Annotated in this window: 18 protein-coding genes; 5 read left to right on the top strand and 13 right to left on the bottom strand. The window is 70.9% G+C overall.

The genetic code is table 11. The features are described 5' to 3' along the window. Window position 1: 1 nt before the first annotated feature. The 12 genes from VFR64_01465 to VFR64_01410 all read right to left on the bottom strand — a co-directional run bounded on the left by VFR64_01465 (window position 2) and on the right by VFR64_01410 (window position 13,113). On the bottom strand, window positions 2-136 hold the full coding sequence (locus tag VFR64_01465) for a hypothetical protein (GenBank protein ID HET9488412.1): 135 nt from the start codon (window positions 134-136) through the stop codon (window positions 2-4). Between the two features lie 11 nt (window positions 137-147). After that, window positions 148-321 (bottom strand): hypothetical protein, encoded by a 174-nt coding sequence (locus tag VFR64_01460; GenBank protein ID HET9488411.1) that lies wholly within the window; start codon window positions 319-321, stop codon window positions 148-150. After that, a complete protein-coding gene (locus tag VFR64_01455) occupies window positions 318-1,439 on the bottom strand; it encodes a hypothetical protein (protein ID HET9488410.1) in 1,122 nt (373 codons plus the stop codon). Before VFR64_01455 ends, VFR64_01460 begins: the two co-directional genes overlap by 4 nt. A 44-nt stretch (window positions 1,440-1,483) precedes the next feature. Next, the gene (locus VFR64_01450) at window positions 1,484-4,510 is read right to left on the bottom strand and encodes a S8 family serine peptidase (protein ID HET9488409.1); all 3,027 of its coding nucleotides are present in this window, start codon (window positions 4,508-4,510) and stop codon (window positions 1,484-1,486) included. A gap of 31 nt (window positions 4,511-4,541) precedes the next feature. Beyond that, entirely contained in the window at window positions 4,542-5,783 is a 1,242-nt protein-coding gene (locus VFR64_01445; GenBank protein ID HET9488408.1) for an amidohydrolase/deacetylase family metallohydrolase, read from the bottom strand. A gap of 268 nt (window positions 5,784-6,051) precedes the next feature. Further along, window positions 6,052-6,576 (bottom strand): hypothetical protein, encoded by a 525-nt coding sequence (locus VFR64_01440; GenBank protein HET9488407.1) that lies wholly within the window; start codon window positions 6,574-6,576, stop codon window positions 6,052-6,054. Between the two features lie 144 nt (window positions 6,577-6,720). After that, window positions 6,721-7,719, bottom strand: coding sequence for a DinB family protein (locus VFR64_01435; protein HET9488406.1), 999 nt, complete (start codon window positions 7,717-7,719; stop codon window positions 6,721-6,723). After that, window positions 7,716-8,498 carry an enoyl-CoA hydratase-related protein gene (locus tag VFR64_01430; GenBank protein ID HET9488405.1) on the bottom strand — a complete coding sequence of 261 codons (783 nt, stop codon included), beginning with the start codon at window positions 8,496-8,498 and terminating at the stop codon, window positions 7,716-7,718. The genes VFR64_01435 and VFR64_01430 overlap by 4 nt, the downstream gene beginning before the upstream one ends. Beyond that, window positions 8,495-9,637: a CoA transferase gene (locus VFR64_01425; protein ID HET9488404.1), complete on the bottom strand. Its 1,143-nt coding sequence runs from the start codon at window positions 9,635-9,637 to the stop codon at window positions 8,495-8,497. The genes VFR64_01430 and VFR64_01425 overlap by 4 nt, the downstream gene beginning before the upstream one ends. Before the next feature lie 18 nt (window positions 9,638-9,655). Beyond that, entirely contained in the window at window positions 9,656-10,774 is a 1,119-nt protein-coding gene (locus VFR64_01420) for an acyl-CoA dehydrogenase family protein (GenBank protein HET9488403.1), read from the bottom strand. After that, entirely contained in the window at window positions 10,774-11,985 is a 1,212-nt protein-coding gene (locus VFR64_01415) for an acyl-CoA dehydrogenase family protein (protein ID HET9488402.1), read from the bottom strand. Before VFR64_01415 ends, VFR64_01420 begins: the two co-directional genes overlap by 1 nt. A gap of 285 nt (window positions 11,986-12,270) precedes the next feature. Further along, a complete protein-coding gene (locus VFR64_01410; GenBank protein HET9488401.1) occupies window positions 12,271-13,113 on the bottom strand; it encodes a hypothetical protein in 843 nt (280 codons plus the stop codon). A gap of 42 nt (window positions 13,114-13,155) precedes the next feature. Between VFR64_01410 and VFR64_01405 the strand changes: the two genes are divergently transcribed. The 4 genes from VFR64_01405 to VFR64_01390 all read left to right on the top strand — a co-directional run bounded on the left by VFR64_01405 (window position 13,156) and on the right by VFR64_01390 (window position 15,304). Next, a complete protein-coding gene (locus VFR64_01405) occupies window positions 13,156-13,752 on the top strand; it encodes a LemA family protein (protein ID HET9488400.1) in 597 nt (198 codons plus the stop codon). 61 nt (window positions 13,753-13,813) lie between these two features. Continuing rightward, window positions 13,814-14,506, top strand: a complete 693-nt coding sequence (locus tag VFR64_01400) for a TPM domain-containing protein (protein HET9488399.1) — start codon at window positions 13,814-13,816, stop codon at window positions 14,504-14,506. A 29-nt stretch (window positions 14,507-14,535) separates the two neighbouring features. Next, window positions 14,536-14,958, top strand: coding sequence for a TPM domain-containing protein (locus tag VFR64_01395; GenBank protein ID HET9488398.1), 423 nt, complete (start codon window positions 14,536-14,538; stop codon window positions 14,956-14,958). Between the two features lie 37 nt (window positions 14,959-14,995). Then, complete coding sequence (locus tag VFR64_01390) at window positions 14,996-15,304, top strand: hypothetical protein (protein HET9488397.1); 309 nt, start codon at window positions 14,996-14,998, stop codon at window positions 15,302-15,304. Window positions 15,305-15,310: 6 nt separating this feature from the next. On the opposite strand, the gene VFR64_01385 is transcribed toward VFR64_01390, so the two are convergent. Next, complete coding sequence (locus VFR64_01385; protein HET9488396.1) at window positions 15,311-16,471, bottom strand: aminotransferase class V-fold PLP-dependent enzyme; 1,161 nt, start codon at window positions 16,469-16,471, stop codon at window positions 15,311-15,313. A gap of 46 nt (window positions 16,472-16,517) precedes the next feature. Here VFR64_01385 and VFR64_01380 point away from each other — a divergent pair, with 46 nt between their 5' ends. Next, on the top strand, window positions 16,518-17,618 hold the full coding sequence (locus VFR64_01380) for a DSD1 family PLP-dependent enzyme (protein ID HET9488395.1): 1,101 nt from the start codon (window positions 16,518-16,520) through the stop codon (window positions 17,616-17,618).

Here is a 17,618-nt window from a genome sequence, read left to right as displayed (position 1 = left end):
CTCAGGCGCCTGGCTGCGGCCCTCCTGCCTCTACCCGGCTCCCGGTCGGCTCCAGACCGAAGCGCCGGGCCAGCCGAATGAGCTCGATGCGCAGCGCCTCAGCGCCGTGGCGGTCGACGTCGACCGCCACACTCACGATGGCCGCGCTTACTTCTTGGTCTCGAACGTCATTTCGGTCACCTGGCCCTGATACTGCGTCGCGAGCGCCTTCACCGCCTGCTTGAACTGTGCCCATGTCGTGGGATTCCATCCTCCTGTGGGTGGAGGAATCGTGACGGTTACGGAGTGCGTTACACCACTGCCGGGCTGGTCGTCGCTCATCGCGGCTCCTCCTGCCTGCTGATGGTCATGGCCCGCTCGGTCGCCGGCCATCGCGCATCCGCGATCCCCATGAACAGCTCGTCGGCGTGAAAGATCGCCGGCACGGTATCCACATCACGCATGAAGTAGTGCTCCTCGTCCACGTCGTAGTCATCGCCCCCGTCGACCGGTTCCCCAAGGGCCAGGGCGACGTAGGTCGCCGTCATGCTGCGTTTCCCGGTGAAATCGAACAGGTTCATCATGGTGATGAAGCGCCCGGCGTTGATCTCGGTGATCCGGGGCAGGCCGAAGGCATCCTCCTTGAGATCAACACTGAAGGCGCCAGAGACATCGGCGCCGAGGGCGCGGATGGCGGCGACGCAGATGTCGCGGACACCCGGTTCGTACACCGTCTTGGCCAGCGCGGCCACCGACGACACCCCGCTGGGACGGCCGGCGCCGCCGAAATAGGACAGGCGCTCGCAGGTCTTCGTCAGCACGGGCACGCCCGACCGCCACAGCATCTGACAGGCGAAATCCCGACCCGGCAGGTACTCCGAGAGCACAAAGGCGTCCGGCGGGACGCCCCGCATGTCCTGCCAGTAGCTGATCCAGGCTCGGGCCTGCTCTACCGTTCGGACCGGCGTGGCGCCGACGGAGCCGCTCCCGGTCCGCACGCGACACCAGAGCGGTGAGCGTGGCGCCAGCCGAGCGAAGACTTCCTCCACGGGGCTTGGCGGCGTCACCGGGTACGTCAACGGGACCGGCACGCCGCGGGCGGCCAGCCACGTGTTCAGCCGATACTTGTCCTGGCACAGCTCGATGACGTCGGGAGGCGGCAGGAACACCCGGCAGGGAAGCGCTTCTCGGAGCCGGGAGGCGAGCTCGACGTCGTCGTCGGTATGCGGCAGGAACAGATCGGCCCGCTCGTTCCGGATCACCCGACACAGCGCCTCCGTGAAGTGCTGGTGGCCGACTCGTGGCACCAGGCAATTGGCGTCGGCCGCCGACTTCCGGAGGACGAACGGATCGTGATGGCACCCGATGACGTACACGGGCCGGCCGCCGGCGCGGAGACTCCGGATCAGATTGTTGGCAGCGCCGCTTCCCGCGCGATTGACGACCACTCGTGCTTGCATGTCGCTCTCGGCGGGCGGAACTCTAGGTCCCGGGCCCTGCGCTGTCAAGCGCGCCGCCCTTCCACGGTCGGGCCGAATTGCAGCGAGACCCCGCCGAGGAGCTGGCCGCCGGAGTACTGGGCCACGTGGACGAACCGGGGGCCGGCATCGGTCCGAGCCTGCACGTGCAGCCGCGCTGGCATGCGGGCGCCCTCGATCAGCCGGAGGGATCGCAGCACCAGCGCTCGCTCGGGCATGGCCCGGATCCGGGCGATTCCGTCATGCACTTCCAGGGCCGTCGCGCCGACGACATCGATACGCTCCTCGGCGTCCGGCCCCTTCAACACCGTCTTCACGGCCCGCAACGGATCGGCCGCCCGCAGACCGTACGGCGGGCGCGGGCCGTGCCGCTCGAGCAGCCGGCGATCCCGCCAGGGCAAGGCGGCGATCGGGATGTCGAGAACGATCTCCGCGTCCTGGGGACGGATGATGAGGCTGTCGTGATCGGCGGACCCCACGATGTAAAAGGCCATGCCGGACGCTACCGGCTGAACCAGGACGTTGCGGAGCGCGATGTTGTTGCGTGCGGTGATCGGCGACCAGCCGCCGGCCCCGACCCCCGACGGGTCAGCTTCGTTCTCGACCCGCACCAGCAAACAGAAGTGGTTGTCCTGGCGCAGGTTCGATCCCGGCGCCGGCGGCGCCCAGGCGAACTGGACCTGCGTCGACGCGCCCGGGGCCAGCAGCGGGATCACCGCCACATTTCCCTGCGTCGTGAAGTTCGGCGCGCCGGTGTAGATACCCGAGGCACTCCAGGCCGAGGGATACGGGATGTTCGTCGCGGGATCGGCCCAGTACAGAAAGACCTCCGTGTTGCGGGCAGGCTGGGTGCCGCGATTGCGAACAGTCACCCGGACGAGGTTGTTGAAGCGGTTCGTCGGATGGAAGCTCGGATTGGCCACCGGGGTACCGGCGGTGTCGAGAATCTCGATGTCCGGGCTGAGCCACGCGACCGGCCCGGTGAACGGCTCGATTCCGGTGTCGGTGAGGTCGTCGCGCAGCCAGACGTCGGTCGCCGGCGCCGCCACCGCGCAGGCGTTGGCCACGCGCAGGGTGCCGAAGCCGAACCCGGCGTGCGGGATGGCCGTGCTCGTCGGGCCGGCCGTGTTCTCCAGGATCTGCTTGAGGTTGGCCCAGGTGGCGCTGGCGCCGCGGCACTGGAAAAGCAGCGCGCACGCCCCGGCCACGAGCGGCGCCGCCCGGCTGGTGCCCGACCCCCAGTCGTACGGGCTGCCGAAGAGCGCGTTCTGATTGCGGGACCGGGGCGCCATCATGCTGCCCACGGCCGCGATCTCGGGCTCGACGCGGCCGTCCCGGCTCGGGCCCCGGCCACTGAGCTGATCGAGCGCGGGCGGCGGACCGGAGGTGTCGTGGTTGCCGACCGCGATGACGCGCCGGGCCGTGGCCGGTGTGCCGAGCGTGCACTGATTCTCCTGGACGTGCGGGAGCTCCCACCAGGACTGGTCGCGATTGTTGCGATCGACCCAGGCGTGGAAGGTCCCGTTGATCACCACCGTACCGGTCAGCCGAACCGTCCAGTCGCCCGGGGGGATCTGCTGGTTCGGTCCCGGCTCGATGATGATGGTGATGACGTTGTCATGGTTGCGCGGATCATCCTGGGTCGAACTGACCCGGAGCGTACCGCCGCCCGGCAAGGGCGTGCTGTCGGTCGTGTTCGGCGCGACGGATGAGACGGTCACGGGAGGGCTGGTCGGCGCCGTCACCGTCACCGTGAACTGATCGTGGCCGTCGTACCAGATTTCCGCGGTGTCACCGTTCACGGCTCCCCCCACGTAGTGGAGGGTCAGAGTCGTAACACCCCCCGGCGCCACCGTCCCGGCGGCGTGGGACGCGTTGAGGTTCGAATTGCCCGCGGCCACCGTGATGGCGCGACCCGGGACCGTCAGGAACTCGTCGAGGTGCCGCTCGCCGAGGGCGGAGCCGTCGTGGGGCCCGAGATCGTCCGTGGCGCTCATGTTGACGACGCACGGCCGGCTGCCCGCCCGACTGAAGATGTAATGAAAGGCGTCGGCGACGTAGGCGCTGTCCGCGAAGATATCCGTGCGGGTTGGTTCGAACAGGCGTACGTAGATGATGTCGGCTTCGGGCGCCGCGCCCACGAAAGTCCCCGACTGAGCCCGCCCGTTTCCGGCAGCGATGCCGGCGACGAACGTGCCGTGGGAGGCCACGTCGCCGCCGTGCCTGACGATCCTGTAGGCGGGCGTCACCGCCGGATGGTTCAGCTCCGTATCGATCGTCGTCTGGTCGTATTCGACGCCGTAGCTTGCCGACAGACCGGTGACCGCCGGCGGAGCTTCCTCAACGAGGTCCTTGTCTGCCGCATCCAACCTCTGGTCCCACAGCCACAACACGCGTGTGGCGCCGGTCGCTGTCCGGAAGTCGTCATGGTAAATGTCAAGAATCTCCAGATCGACGATACCCACCACGACGCCGGCCCCGGTGACGGCGGGGGTGGCGTTGTGAAGGGTATCGATCTGGGCGTAGGGAACGGCCTGGTTCAGGGCGGGAAAGACTGGTCGAGCCAGCTCCACATAGCGGATGACCGCGGACGCCTCCAGCCGGGCGATGGCCGATACGGGTACGAACGCCGTGAAGACGTCGCCGACCCGGCTGCGCACCTGCACCCCCATGTCCTCGAGATCCGCGGTGCCGGCATCGCTCAGAATGAATGCCGACACGAACGGCTCGGAAAATCGAGCGGGCGGCACGCCGGCGGAGCCGTCAGGCACATGGAAGCCGGTCGTGAGCGGAGCGAAGCGCCGTCTTTCGGCAGCCTGGAGCCGTTCGCGGGCCCGCGATTTTCCCGCTTCGCTCTCTTCCCTCTCGACGGCCATTCGGGCCTCGCGGAGTTCGGCCGCGACCTCGTGGAGCCGCCGGGTTTCCGCCCCCCGCAGCTCGCTGAGCCGCTCGGCGGGCAGGGACAGAAGAAATTGCAAGCGGCCATCGAGCTTGTGGCGGTTCGGGCGCCGCTCGGTCGAGGGCCCAGTACGGCGAGTCCCTTTGCGCGGCATGATGTACCTCCTCCGGGCGGGCGGCGCCCGTTTAAGCCGACAAACGCGCCTCGGCCAGGTCGACGGGGATGTCGTCGGTGACCTGGTGGACCGGCCCCGGTCGGATGAGATGGCGGGGCAGCAGGCAGCGATCGGCCCGAATCGTGTGGCCGCGGCCGTCACGGAGCAGCCAGGCGCCGGTGTGGAGACGAAGAACAGAGATGTCGGCCGGCATGCCCACGCGGAGACTGCCCCGGCGGTCCTCCTGGCGAAGCACCCGAGCCGGGGTGCTGGTCGTCATCCTGACCACGTCCTCGACCGTCATCCCGAGGGCCATCATCTTGGCGATAGCCCCCCACAGCGTATAGGTCAGATGTCTCGTGCCCCAGGCCACCCGCCGCTCGCCGTGGACCTCATGGTGGGCGTCGCTGCTGATGATGTGTGGCGTCAAGCCCTCGTCGAATGCCCGCCGCGCCGTTTCCAGGTTGAAGTGAGTCCCGTGCGCCAGATCGAAGAGCACACCGCCGGCGTACGCGTCGCGCACCTCGGGCTTGACCTTGCCGTGCTCGTCGAGCAGGCCCCCAGGGTTGTTGGTGTAGGGATGCACCAGGATGTCGCCGGGGTCGAGCAGGGTCAGGGAGTCGCGGAGGGCGTCGTCCGGGGAATCGCTCGCCGGCCTGGCGGCTTTGAACAGGTTTCCGATGTGGGCAGCCAGAGGCACGCCGGCTTCCATGGCGGCCAGCTTGGCCAGCGCCAGTGGCTTGGTTCCCCACCGGGAATACAGGCCCAGCTCGGCGTGGGCCTTGATCCCGCGCACGAGATCGGGGTAGTCGCGGCACACCTGCACCGTCCGTTTCACGTTCGCCGTGTCGGGGCTGTGCAGGTCGTGCTGCCCGCCCTTGGGGTCTCCGGCCACGTGGACCGAGAGGTAGCAGAGCACGTCGGTCTTCGCCGGCCGAACGATGAAGTTGCGAAACGCGGGGAACGTCGCCGCGCCGACCGTCCCCTGTTCGACCACCGCGCTGACCCCCTGGCCGACGCCGACGACATCCGCATGCACGCCCATGTCGGTGAAGTGCTCGAAGCAGTGGACGTGGTGATCGATGACCGCCGGCGTCACCAGGCAGTCCGTGGCGTCGAGCACGTGCGTTCGGGGGCCGCCGGCGATGTGCGGAGCGACCGCCGCGATGCGGTTGTCGCGGACGGCGACGTCGAGGACGGCGTTCAGGCCTTGCTCCGGGTCGATGACCCGGCCACCGCGCACGATCAGGTCGTAGTCGGAGGCGAGGCTCATTCCGGGGACGGCTCTTCGCGGACCTCCGCTCGAACCTCCAGGCCAAATCGCTTTGCCAGACGCGTGACCGCGATCCTCAGGGCCTCGGCCGACTGCTGGTCCAGGCCGCTGATGCTGATTCGCTCGGCCGGCGGCGCGTCCTGGCCCGGCTCAGGCCGCGCTGCTCGGTCCGGGCGCTCGCTGCCGCCGTCGCACGTGCCCGGTGATTCCATCACCAGAAAGTCGGACTCTAGGCGCGGCATCGGGTGATGTCAACACGCACGGGGCATCACGGCCGCTCCCCGGCGAAGGCCCGGCGGTGGAGATTCTCGCCGACCGTCCGCACCCGGGCCAGCCCGCTCTCGCTCGGCTTCGCCAGCTCCGTAGCGACGCTCAGCCACTGCTGGGCCGCTTCCCGATCCCCGAGCCCGGCGAACGCCTGGGCGGCGCTCAGGATGCCCTCGAGCGAGCGGAGCCGTCGCGCCCGGAAGGCCGCCGTCATGTACGCCGTGCGCGCGACGGTGATGTTCCCGGCGCGCCGCGCCGCATCGCCGACCTCGATCATCCCCTCCCACCGCCGGCTCCCGAGCGCCGCCCAGTGGGCCTCGCGCAGGGCCCAGTCGGCGACTCGACGGTCCCCCGCGGCGAGAGCGTCGTCCATCGCCTGCAGATGCGCCACCCAGGGCGGGTCGGGTTCTGGTCGAGCCTGACCGCCCAGTGCCTCGACGATCGCGAGCGCACTGAGGACGACGGCGATGGCCAGTGCCCCGAACGGCAGAGGCCCGCGAACACCGCGCCAACTCGCTTCGTTCATGGCTTCCCCGCTTTCACTCGCGCTACAGGCGCGAGCGGCCTTGTCTAACGCACGGCGGATGCCAAGGGAGAAGGCAGGAAAGACGCTGAGTTGCGGCGCGGGAGCCGATGGCGCCCCTGGTGGTGGTGGTGGAAGGCTGAGCGCCTACGCCCGGCCCTCCAGCGCGCGCCGGAGCTGGTCCAGGTGGTTGTCGTCGTGCCAGGCCATCAGGGTCAGGAAGTCGTCCGCCGTCATCCGCCCGCGGGTGGGATGGAGGCCGGCCCGCTGCCAGTCGGGACCGAGCTTCTTGAGCATCGCCAGGGTCTCACCGCGCCGGCGCCGGAACGCGGCGAGCGCCTGCTGCACGTCGTTCCTCAAGTACTGCCGCTCCTCGGCCCAGCGGTCCGGGGTGTCGGGCGCGAACGCCGCGAGCTTGGGCTCGTCATTCAGCGCGATCAGCTGGAAGCGGCTGTCGAAGAGCTCCTCGGTGTCTCGCAGATGGCAGACGACCTCCTTGGGCGCCCAGCTCTTCGGATCCGGGCGCCGGGCCAGCACGCTCTCCGGCTGGCCCTGCAGTGCGGCGGCCAGCTCCTCGGGGGTGCGCTCGAGGCGGGTCAGGCGCTGGGCCAGAGTCTGCTTGGCGTACTCCTCCATCGTCGGCATGGCGGCGGTCCTTTCCGGGACGAGCTGGTGGAACAGGCTCGACTCCCGCTTGTAGAAGCCCTCGGTGTGGAACGAGTCGCGCAGGCGCAGCTTCGTGTAGTCCAGGTGGTGGCCGAGCTCGTGCAGCAGCGTGCGGAGATAGGTCCGGAAGGCGACCACCCGACGCTGCTTGGCGGTGCGCATCCAGAGCTGGATCTTCGGCGTACGGCCCGCCTCGGCGGTATAGAGGCCGTGCAGCTCCCCCCAGCGCCGGTGCGGGCGGGCGGCGAGGACCTCGACCTGCACGGGCGGCACGCCGAGCTCCCGGGCCAGGCCGCGCAGGAGCCGATCCGAGGCCTGCCACGTCTGGTCGCGACTCTCGGAGGCCAGCGCCGAGGCCACGTCCTCGACGAGGGGATGGAGCAGCTCGGGGCGGGGCAGACGGATCTCGCTCACCTGGTCGCTCTTGCGGTAGATCGCCTGCTGGGCGCGGCTCAGACGCTTGTAGTACGCGAACGTCACGTCCCCGTCCAGCGCGGCCGGCGCTTTTCCAGGAAGGCCCGGGCGCCCTCGAGGCGGTCCTCGGTGGTACGGAGCAGCGTCGAGAGGTCGCTTTCCAGGCGCAGGCCGTCGGCCAGCGGAAGCTCCAGCCCCTTCACGACCGCCTCCTTGGCATAGCGCAGGGCGACGGGCGCCTTGCCGGCGAGCTCGCGAGCCAGCGCCGTCGCCTGCTGCCGCACCTCGGCCGCCGGCACCACGCGCTCCACGAGGCCCAGACGCCGCGCCTCGGCCGCGTCGATCCGGGCCCCGGTGAGGATGAGCTCGAGCGCTTTGCCGCGACCGAGCAGGCGGGGAAGGCGCTGGGTGCCTCCGCCGCCGGGGATGATGGCCAGGTTGATCTCGGTCAGCCCGAGCTGGGCGTCGTCGCCGGCCACGCGGATGTCGCAGGCCAGGGCCAGCTCCAGCCCTCCGCCCAGCGCGTAGCCCCGGATGGCGGCGATGATGGGCTGCGGACAGCGGTCCATGACTCGGCGAAAGTCCACCAGCCGGCGCTGGTCCCGGAAGCGCACGGGCGTCTGGGGCGCGACGAACTCCCGGACGTCGGCGCCCACCGAGAACGCGCGCTCCCCGGCACCGGTGACGACGATCACGCGGACCTCATCGTCGGTCGCCAGCGCGGTGAAGCGACGGGTGAGCGCCTCGCGCATGCCCTGGTTCATCGCGTTCAGCACGTCGGGGCGGTTGAGCGTCACCGTGGCCACCCCGTCGGCAGCCTCGTAGCGAAGCGGCTCTTCCGTCATCGGATCACCTTGGCCTCGCGGAGCTCGGCGATGGCGTCGGCCTCGTAGCCGAGCTCGCCCAGGACCTGGTCGGTGTGCTGCCCGAGCGCCGGCGGCGGGCCGGGGTCGGCAGCCCGGGTGTCGGAGAAGATGAGCGGCTGGCCCAGCAGGCGCAAGCGCTGGACGTCGGGATGCTCGTAGCTCCGGCTCATGTCGTGATGGCGCACGGCCGGGTCGTCCATGAACTCCATCAGACTCTGCACCGGCGCGGCCGGGATGTCGTGCTCGGCCAGGAGCTTCAACCAGTGGGCCCGCGGCTGGGTGGCGAAGGTGCCTTCGAGCAGGGGCAGCAGGGCCTCGCGGTTGTCCAGGCGCAGGACCCAGGAGGCGAAGCGCGGATCGTCGGCGAGGTGCTGCAGGCCGAGCGCCGAACAGAGCTTCACCCAGAACGTCTGGTTGCCGCAGGCGAGGAAGAACCATTCCCCGTCCCCGGCGCGGTAGAGCCGATAGGTCGGATTGTCGCGGAAGATGTGCTGCTTGCCCGGGTAGTCGACGAAGTTGCCGGACTGCAGGGCCATGGCCGCGTGCAGCAGCGAGGTCTCCACGCGCTGCCCGCGCCCGGTTCGCTCGCGCACGAACAGCGCGGTCAGCACGGCCTGAGCGCCCAGCGCGGCCGCGTAGTAATCGGTGATGGCGATGCGGATGTACTGGGGCGGCCCCCCGAAGCCCTGGATGGCCATGGCCCCGCTCATGGCCTGGAGCAGCGGATCGAAGCCGGGCCGGTCGGCGTAGGGCCCGGTGGAGCCGAAGGCGGTGACCGAACAGTAGATCAGCCGCGGATTGATGGCCGAGAGCGCCGGCCAGCCGAGCCCCAGCCGGTCCGCCACGCCCGGCCGCATGTTCTCCATCACGACGTCGCCCCGGGCGGCGAGTTGTTCAGCGATGGCGCGGCCCCGGGGCGTCTTGAGGTCCACGGCCAGCGAGCGCTTGCCCCGGTTCCAGCCGAAGAAGCCGGGCAGCTCTCGGAAGGGATCGCCGGTCAGCGCCTCGACCTTGACGACGTCGGCGCCGAGGTCGGCCAACATCATCGCCGCGTAGGAGCCGGCGATGTAGCCGGTGAGGTCGACGACTTGGATACCGTGCAGCGGGGCCGAGGACACCGGTGTCAGGCGCCCGCCTCAGCTCGCGAGGCGGCGGACGATGAGCTCGCGATGGTGATCCGCGTCCCCGTACATGGTCTCCAGGGCCTTGGCGCGCTTGACGTAGAGGTGCAGGTCGTACTCCCAGGTGAACCCGATGCCTCCGTGCACCTGGATGGCCTCGCCGCACACCTGGCGGGCCGCGTCGCCGACGTAGGCTTTGGCCACGGAGGCGGCGAGGGCCGCGTCCTCGGCCCCGGTATCGGTGGCCCACGCCGCGTAGTAGGTGGCCGCGTGCGCGTTCTCCACCTCCATGAGCATCTCCGCGCACTTGTGGCGGATGGCCTGGAAGGCCCCGATGGGCTGACCGAACTGCTCTCGCACCTTGGCGTAGGCCACGCTCATGTCCAGGCAGCGGCGCGCCGCGCCCAGCATCTCCGCCGCCGCGCCGACCGCTCCGCGCTGCAGCACCCGTTGCAGCAGCGCTTCCCCCTGGGCGGGTGGGCCGAGCGCCGCCTCGGCGGCGACGGGGACCGCGTCCAGCGTGAGGGTGGCCCAGCGGGTGCCCAGGTCTATTCCCTGGATGGCGCCCAGGGTCAGGCCCGGCGCCGCACGCTCGACGAGGAACAGACTCAGTCCCTCCGGTGCTTGCGCGGGGACGATGACCACGTCGGCCACGTGGGCCCAGGGCACGAAGCGCTTGGTCCCGGTGAGCGTGAAGCCGCCGGTCGCGCGAACCGCCCGGGTGGCGATGGCCGCGGGCTCCCAGCTCCAGTCGGTGTCGAGCACGGCGACGGTGGCGCGCGCGGCGCCGGCCGCGATGGCCCCGAGCCAGCGGCGCTGCTGGTCGGGGCTGCCCGCCTCGGCCAGCGCGGTGGCGGCGAGGACGGTCGACAAGTACGGGCCGGGATAGGCGGCCCGGCCCATCTCCTCGAGGAGGATGGCCGTCTCCACCATGCCCAGCGCGCTGCCGCCCACGGCCTCGGGGAGCGTGAGGCCGAGCCAGCCGAGCTGGGCCATGTCCTTCCACATGCTCTCGCTCTCCCCGCGGGCGTCGTCCCACAGGGCGCGCACGACGGTGGACGGGCAGTGGGCGTCGAGGAAGCCGCGCGCGGAATCTCGGAGCAGCTGCTGATCGGGGTTGAAGGCGAAATCCATCAGACCTTCACCCGGTCGGCCCGCGGCTCCTTGGGGAGCCCCAGCACGCGCTCGCCGATCACGTTCTTCTGGATCTCCGACGAGCCCGAGTAGATCGTGCCCGCCCGTGACCACAGAAACGCGTAGGGCCACGTGTTGCCGTGGCCGGAGGAGCCGACGACGGGCAAGGTGAGGTTCGCCGGCAGGCCCGAAGACGCCTGGCCGTAGGGTCCCAGGATCTCCAGCGCCACCTCGTAGAAACGCTTCTCGAACTCGCTGTAGGAGAGCTTGGTGATGGAGGACGCCGGTCCCGGAGACTCGCCCTTCTCGAGCGCGCTCAGCACCCGGAGCGCCGCATAGCGCTGGACCTCGAGCTCGGCGTAGAGGCGCCCGAGCCGGCCCCGGACGACCGGATCGTCGAGCAGGGGCCGGCCGCTCCGGCGCAGGGTCCTGGTCGATTCCACCAGCTGGCGGAAGGCCATGGCGTAGCGGGTCACGCGGGCCAGCGAGTTGCCGCCGCGCTCGTAGGACAGCGTGGTCTGCGCGATCTCCCAGCCCTGCCCCAGGCGGCCGATCAGGTCGCTCTTCTCGACGCGGGCCTGGGTCATGAACACCTCGGCGAACTCCGCGCTCCCCGTGATCTGCTTGAGCGGGCGCACCTCCACGCCGGGCTGGCGCAGGGAGATGAGGAAGCAGGAGATCCCTTTGTGCTTGGGGACGCGAGGGTCGGTGCGGGCCAGGAGCAAGCCCCAGTCGGCGATGAGCCCGCCACTGGTCCAGATCTTCTGGCCGGTGACCTCGAAGTGATCGCCCCGATCCTCGGCGCGCGTCCTGAGGCTGGCCAGGTCCGAGCCTGCGTTGGGCTCGGAGTAGAGCTGGCACCACAGTTCCTCGGCACTGAGGATCTTGCGGAGATAGCGCTGCTTCTGGGCCTCGGTGCCGTGCACGATGATGGTGGGCCCCACGATGCCGATGCCGAGGCCGTTGATGGTGGGCGGCGCGTTCACGCGCGCCATCTCGTCCGCCACGATCGCCTGCTGCATGGGCGTGGCGTCCCGCCCCCCGTACTCCCGCGGCCAGCCCATCCCGACGTAGCCGGCCTCGTAGAGCGTGCGGTGCCAGCTCCGGCGCTGCTCCAGGGTCGTCAGCTCGTGGCGTGGCGTGTTGGCTTCGAACCAACGCCGCGCCCGCTCCCGGAACGCGAGGTCCTCGAGCGAGTACGTCAGATCCACGGCGGCCTCCTCGGCAGAGCTTCCCGGCGAATCGATAGCGCCGGCGCCCCGGCGCTCTCCCGTCGCGCGCTCACGGTTCTAGCACGCGGTCCTTGCCGAAGCAACGACGGCCGGACTCGCGAGCTGTGCCCTCCGCCGGCATTGTGATGGGACACCATCCGGTCACAGCCGCCTGACGAGGACGGCGCGAGCGTTCCCGCTGGAACGTCCCCAGCGCCAGGGCCGGCGGATTCACGTGCCGCGCGCCGACCATCTGAAGCCGAATCGCGATTTTCTGGCCGCGCGCTACGAATTCTTCAAGAAGGCCGGCTGACTCGCGGTGTCCGGCAGCCGATAGATCGCGGTGTGGATGATGTGAGCGACCGGGCGGGCGCCGACGGTGATCAGCAGATCCAGCTCGACGTAGTCCCGGTCCTTCTTGGTCCAGAGCGAGCGGACCCGGCCCCGCGTGCTCAGGCGCTCGCCGACCCGCGCGCCGCCCAGGTGGCGGACCCGGCTCGACACGTGGATCCAGAGGCCGGGTCGCACGTTGCGGTCCAGCGCGCGGTTGGCCTGATCGAGGTAGAACGCCGGATGGACCCAGCCCTGGGCCGTTCGGTAGAGAGCCAGCCCGTCGGCCACGCTCTCCAGATAGGCGGCGGCGCGCGCTTCGTCGTAGAGGGCCTCGGGCGTGCCCAGCGGGCCGGGACGCTCGAGCACCTCCCGGCTCACGGGCGGCCGCTCGGCGGGCAGGGGCGCCTCCGGATAGAGGGCCGCGTTCACCGGCGTCGGCGAGCCCGCCGGCACGGTCACGTCGGCGACGGCGCACTCTCCTGCCGCGGTCGTCGACGCGGTCACGTGCGCGCTCAGGCCGGTGGCCTCGCGCGCCGTCACGGCGCCGGCGACCCCGACTTCCTCACCCTCGAGCACCGGCTTCACGAAGCGCACGCTGGCGGTGCCGCGGGCCAGCCAGGCGGTCCCCAGCGCGCTCGCCAGCGGCTGGGTCAGATAGGCGTAGACGGTGACGCCGGGCACGAGGCCGCCGCGAAACCCGTGCTGGCGAGCCACGGCATCGTCGTGGATGAGATTCTCGCCCCCGGCCCACGTGTTCCGCGCCTTCACCCGGTATTCGGGCAGCGGCTCGAGCATGGCGCGAAGTCTACGCCGGCCGCGCGTATAATCTCAACCATCGTGGCACGCGGGACGCTCATCGCGCTGGTGATCATCGGGATCCTGGTGGTCGCCGTGGGCGGCTGGGCGATCGGCATCAACAACCAGCTGGTCCGACTCGATCAGGACGTCAGCGAGAAGTGGGCGCAGGTGCAGAACGTCTACCAGCGCCGGGCCGACCTCATCCCCAACCTGGTGGAGACGGTCCGGGGCTTCGCCGCCCAGGAGCGAACGGTCCTCGAGGAAGTGACGAAGGCGCGGGCCAGCGCCAGCAGCATCCAGCTCACCCCCGAGGCCCTCAACGACCCCAAGGCCCTGGAGCGTTTCCAGGCCGCTCAGCAGCAGCTGAGCGGAGCGCTCAGCCGGCTCCTGGTGACCGTGGAGCGGTATCCCGAGCTGAAGTCCAACCAGAACTTCCTCGCGCTGCAGTCGCAGCTGGAAGGCACGGAGAATCGGATCGCCGTCGAGCGACGGCGGTTCAACGAGTCGGTGCGGGAGTACAACACACGGTTGCGGGTCTTTCCCGCCAGCCTGGTGGCCAACCTGGTGGGCTTCCAGCCCAAGGCCTTCTTCGAAGCGACTCCCGATGCGGCGACGCCTCCGAAGGTGAAGTTCTAGTCTGTTCCCGGCCGTACTGCTCGCCCTCGCTCTCCAGATCCCGCCAGCGCCCACGGCGCGGGTGAACGACTATGCCGGGCTCCTGTCCGCGGCCGACCGGGGGCGGCTGGAGAGCCTGCTGACCGAGCGCGAGCGCGCCACGGGCGCCCAGATGGTGATCGCCGTCTTTCGTTCGCTGGAGGGCGAAAGCCTGGAGGACTTCGGGATCCGCCTGGCCGAGCGCTGGCGGGTGGGGCAGCGCGGGCTCGACAACGGCGTGATCCTGGTCGTCGTCCTGGCCGAGCGCCGCGTGCGGCTGGAGGTCGGGTACGGTCTGGAGCCGGTCCTGCCCGATGCCGTCGCCAGCACCATCATCTCGGAGGTCATCGCGCCCCGGTTTCGGGAAGGGCGCTACGCTTCGGGCCTGGAGAGCGCGGTCAATGCCGTCTTCGCCCGCATCGAGAATCGCAACGCGCCACCGGCGGCCCGGGGGGGCACCCCGCCCGAAGCCTGGCTGCCCTTCGTGGCGTTCGGCGTCGTCACGCTGGTCCTCATCGTCATGATCGCCTCCGCGCTCTTCGGTAATCGCCACGTCCGGCGCTTGGGCCCGGGCCGGCGCGGTTACACGGGGGGACCTCGCGGCTGGTACGTGCCGCCGATCTCGCCGGGCTGGCGGGGCGGCAGTGGCGGGGGCGGCTTCTCGGGTGGAGGCGGCGGGGGCTTCTCGGGTGGAGGCGGCAGCTTCGGTGGCGGTGGCGCCAGCGGGCAGTGGTGATGGCTTCCCCTCCACGCTGGGTCAGACGCGTGCTCAGCCACGACGACCTGAGCGCGGTGAGCGAGGCCATCGCCCTGGCCGAGGCGGGGACATCGGGCGAGATCCGCGTGCATCTCGAGCCGCGGCTGCCGGCGGGGGACGCCCTGACGCGCTCGCGCCAGGTCTTCACCGAGCTGGGCATGCACCGCACGCGCGAACGCAACGCCGTGCTCATCTACGTGGCCCTGGACGACCACCAGCTGGCTGTCCTGGGCGACGAGGGGGTCCACGCCCACGTCGGCGACGGCTACTGGGACCGGATTCGCGACCTCCTGGTGGAGCGCTTGCGCGCGGGCCGCCCGCGGCAGGCGCTGGTGGAGGCGGTGGCCGAAGTCGGTCGAACGCTGCAGGCTCACTTCCCCCGCCGCCCCGACGACACCAACGAGCTCAGCGACCAGGTGAGCGCTCCCTGACGGTCGGGTGTAGCCTATCGCTCCGAGGAGGCCGGGGATGCGCGTGGGGATCGTGGTCGTCGGCGTGGCCGTGGCGCTCGGCGGCTGCGCCGCGGCTGATCAGTCGGCGTCGCCGGTCACCAGTCTCGAGACCCAGCTCACGCGCAAGCGCTTCGTGGTGCTGCCCCGGCCGCCGGGCCAGGCGGTGGAGGACGACGTCGCCGCGGTCGTGACGGAGCTGGAGGCGGCGCGGCGGCGTGGGGCCCTGATCGAGCAGGTGCTGGAGCCGCCGAGGCGGCCCGACCTCGACGACGCGGTCTCCGGCGGGATCCAGAGCCGCAACCTCGGGCGCGCCATCGGACGCTGACCGGGATCAGCCGAGCAGGAACTCCTGGGCAGCGGCGAGGCCGGCGCCGGGGCGGAAGGACAGGCCGCGCTCCTTCAAGGTCATCTCGACACCCGCCAGCCCTCCCAGCAAGTCCAGCTCGTTGAGGCTGCCCAGGTGGCCGATCCGAAAGACCCGGCCCTTGACGTCGCCCAGGCCCAGCCCCAGGGAGAGCTCGAGCCGTTGCCAGGCCCGGTCGACGACGGCGTCGGCGTCCGTGCCGGGCGGCATCACCACCGCGGTGATCGTGTTCGAGCAGGCCGCGGGGTCCCGACAGAGCAGCTCGAGCCCCCAGCCCCGCACGGCCCGCCGGCACGCCTCGGCCAGCCGGGCGTGACGGGCGAACACCTGTGGCAGCCCTTCCTCCTCGAGCATGGCCAGGGACTCGCGCAGGCCGAAGAGCAGCGTGGTGGCCGGGGTGTAGGGAAACTGGCCGCGTCGATTTCGCTCGAACACGGGCTGCCAGTCCCAGTACGCGCGCGGGCAGCGGGCCTTCTCGCTGGCCGCGATCGCCCGATCGCCGGCCGCGAGGATCGCCATGCCCGGTGGCAGCATCAGGCCCTTCTGCGGTCCGGTGAGCGCGACGTCGACGCCCCAGGCATCGAAGCGAAAGTCGATCGACGCCAGCGACGAGACGGTGTCGACGAGGAGCAGCGCGGGGTGACCGGCGCGCTGCAGCGCGGCCCTCACGCCGGCCACGTCGGAGGTGACGCCCGTCGAAGTCTCGTTGTGGACGATCAGCACCGCCCGCAGCTCGCGGGCGTCGTCCGCGCGCAGGCGCGCCTCGACGCGGTCCACGGGCCCGCCGGCGCCGTACGGCACCTCCAGGCGCTCGACGTCGAGGCCGAAGGCGGCCGCGGTCCGCGCGAAGCCCGCCGCGAAGAAGCCGTTGACGCAGGCCAGGACCCGGTCGCCGGGGGAGAGCGTATTCACGATCGCCGCCTCCCAGGCTCCCGTGCCCGATCCGGGAAAGAGCGCGATGTGGCCGCGTTCGGTCTGGAACACGCGCTTGAGACCGTCCAGGCAGTCGCGGACGAGCGCTTCGAAGCGCGGGCCCCGGTGGTCGATCACCGGCTGGGACATGGCGCGCACGACGCGCTCGGGAACCAGCGTGGGGCCGGGGATCTGCAGGAACGGCCGTCCGGGCATGGCGCCGAGTCTAGCACGGGCATCGTGATACAGTGGGCGCCCGGCTATGATGCGTGACGAGATCCCCACGCCCGCATTGCTCCTGGACCTGGACCGATTCGAGCGCAACCTGACCCGGATGGCCGAGCACGTCCGGCGCTCGGGCAAGCACCTGCGCCCGCATGCCAAGACCCACCGCTGCCCCGAGATCGCCCGGCGCCAGGTGGCCGCCGGCGCCCTGGGCGTCGCCTGCGCCAAGCTCGGCGAAGCCGAAGTCATGGCCGCGGCCGGCGTCCGCGGCCTGCTGATCACGACCGAGATCGTGGCGCCGCTGGCCATTACCCGCCTGGTGCGGCTGCTGGCCGAAGCGCCCGACACGATGGTCGTCGTCGACCACGAGGACAACGTGGACCGTCTGGCCGCGGCGGCATCCGCGGCCGGCCGCGTCCTGGACGTGCTGGTCGACGTCGACGTGGGCGGCCGCCGCACCGGCGCGGCGCCCGGGGCGCCCGCGCTGGCCCTGGCCCGCCGGGTGGCCGCACAGCGCGCGCTGCGGCTGCGCGGATTGCAGGGCTATGCCGGGCACTGCGCCCACGTGGTCGGCTGGAAAGCCCGGAGGGACGCCTCCCGGGCCGCCATGGCGCCGCTGATGGAGACGCGCGCGCTGCTGGAGAGCGCCGGGCTACCGCTCCAGATCGTGGCCGGCGCGTCGACGGGCACCTACGACATCGACGTGGAGTTGGACGGGCTCACCGAGCTGCAGTCGGGGTCGTACTGCGTGATGGACCTCGAGTATCGCCGGATCGGGGGGCGTGGGGGCGACGCCCTCACCGACTTCGAGCTGGCCTTGACGGTGGCGGCCACCGTCGTCAGCGTGCCGACCGCCGCGCGGGCCGTCGTGGACGCCGGGCTCAAGGCCTTCTCCACCGACAAGCCGTTTCCGCCCGAGCCCGTGGAACGCCCGGGGATCAGCTACGAGTTCGCCGGTGACGAGCATGGCCGGCTCACCGTCACCGATCCCGACCGGCGGCCGCAGCTGGGCGAGCGCATCGAGTTCTTCCCGCCACACTGCGACCCCACGTTCAACCTCTACGACCGCGTCTGGGTGGTGCGGGGTCCGCAGGTGATCGACGTGTGGCAGATCGCCGCGCGAGGCCGTTCGGACTGA

It is taken from the genome of Candidatus Methylomirabilota bacterium, from assembly GCA_035709005.1.
Taxonomy (GTDB): domain Bacteria; phylum Methylomirabilota; class Methylomirabilia; order Rokubacteriales; family CSP1-6; genus 40CM-4-69-5.
This window is presented reverse-complemented; position numbering and strand designations above follow the sequence as displayed.

Excerpts from the sequence above, each read along its gene's own strand:
- VFR64_01445 (HET9488408.1), bottom strand. The coding sequence starts at position 5,783 with ATGAGCCTCGCCTCCGACTACGACCTGATCGTGCGCGGTGGCCGGGTC.
- VFR64_01385 (HET9488396.1), bottom strand. The coding sequence starts at position 16,471 with ATGCCCGGACGGCCGTTCCTGCAGATCCCCGGCCCCACGCTGGTTCCC.
- VFR64_01410 (HET9488401.1), bottom strand. The coding sequence starts at position 13,113 with ATGCTCGAGCCGCTGCCCGAATACCGGGTGAAGGCGCGGAACACGTGG.
- VFR64_01420 (HET9488403.1), bottom strand. The coding sequence starts at position 10,774 with ATGGATTTCGCCTTCAACCCCGATCAGCAGCTGCTCCGAGATTCCGCG.
- VFR64_01450 (HET9488409.1), bottom strand. The coding sequence starts at position 4,510 with ATGCCGCGCAAAGGGACTCGCCGTACTGGGCCCTCGACCGAGCGGCGC.
- VFR64_01440 (HET9488407.1), bottom strand. The coding sequence starts at position 6,576 with ATGAACGAAGCGAGTTGGCGCGGTGTTCGCGGGCCTCTGCCGTTCGGG.
- VFR64_01460 (HET9488411.1), bottom strand. The coding sequence starts at position 321 with ATGAGCGACGACCAGCCCGGCAGTGGTGTAACGCACTCCGTAACCGTC.
- VFR64_01380 (HET9488395.1), top strand. The coding sequence starts at position 16,518 with ATGATGCGTGACGAGATCCCCACGCCCGCATTGCTCCTGGACCTGGAC.
- VFR64_01455 (HET9488410.1), bottom strand. The coding sequence starts at position 1,439 with ATGCAAGCACGAGTGGTCGTCAATCGCGCGGGAAGCGGCGCTGCCAAC.
- VFR64_01390 (HET9488397.1), top strand. The coding sequence starts at position 14,996 with ATGCGCGTGGGGATCGTGGTCGTCGGCGTGGCCGTGGCGCTCGGCGGC.
- VFR64_01430 (HET9488405.1), bottom strand. The coding sequence starts at position 8,498 with ATGACGGAAGAGCCGCTTCGCTACGAGGCTGCCGACGGGGTGGCCACG.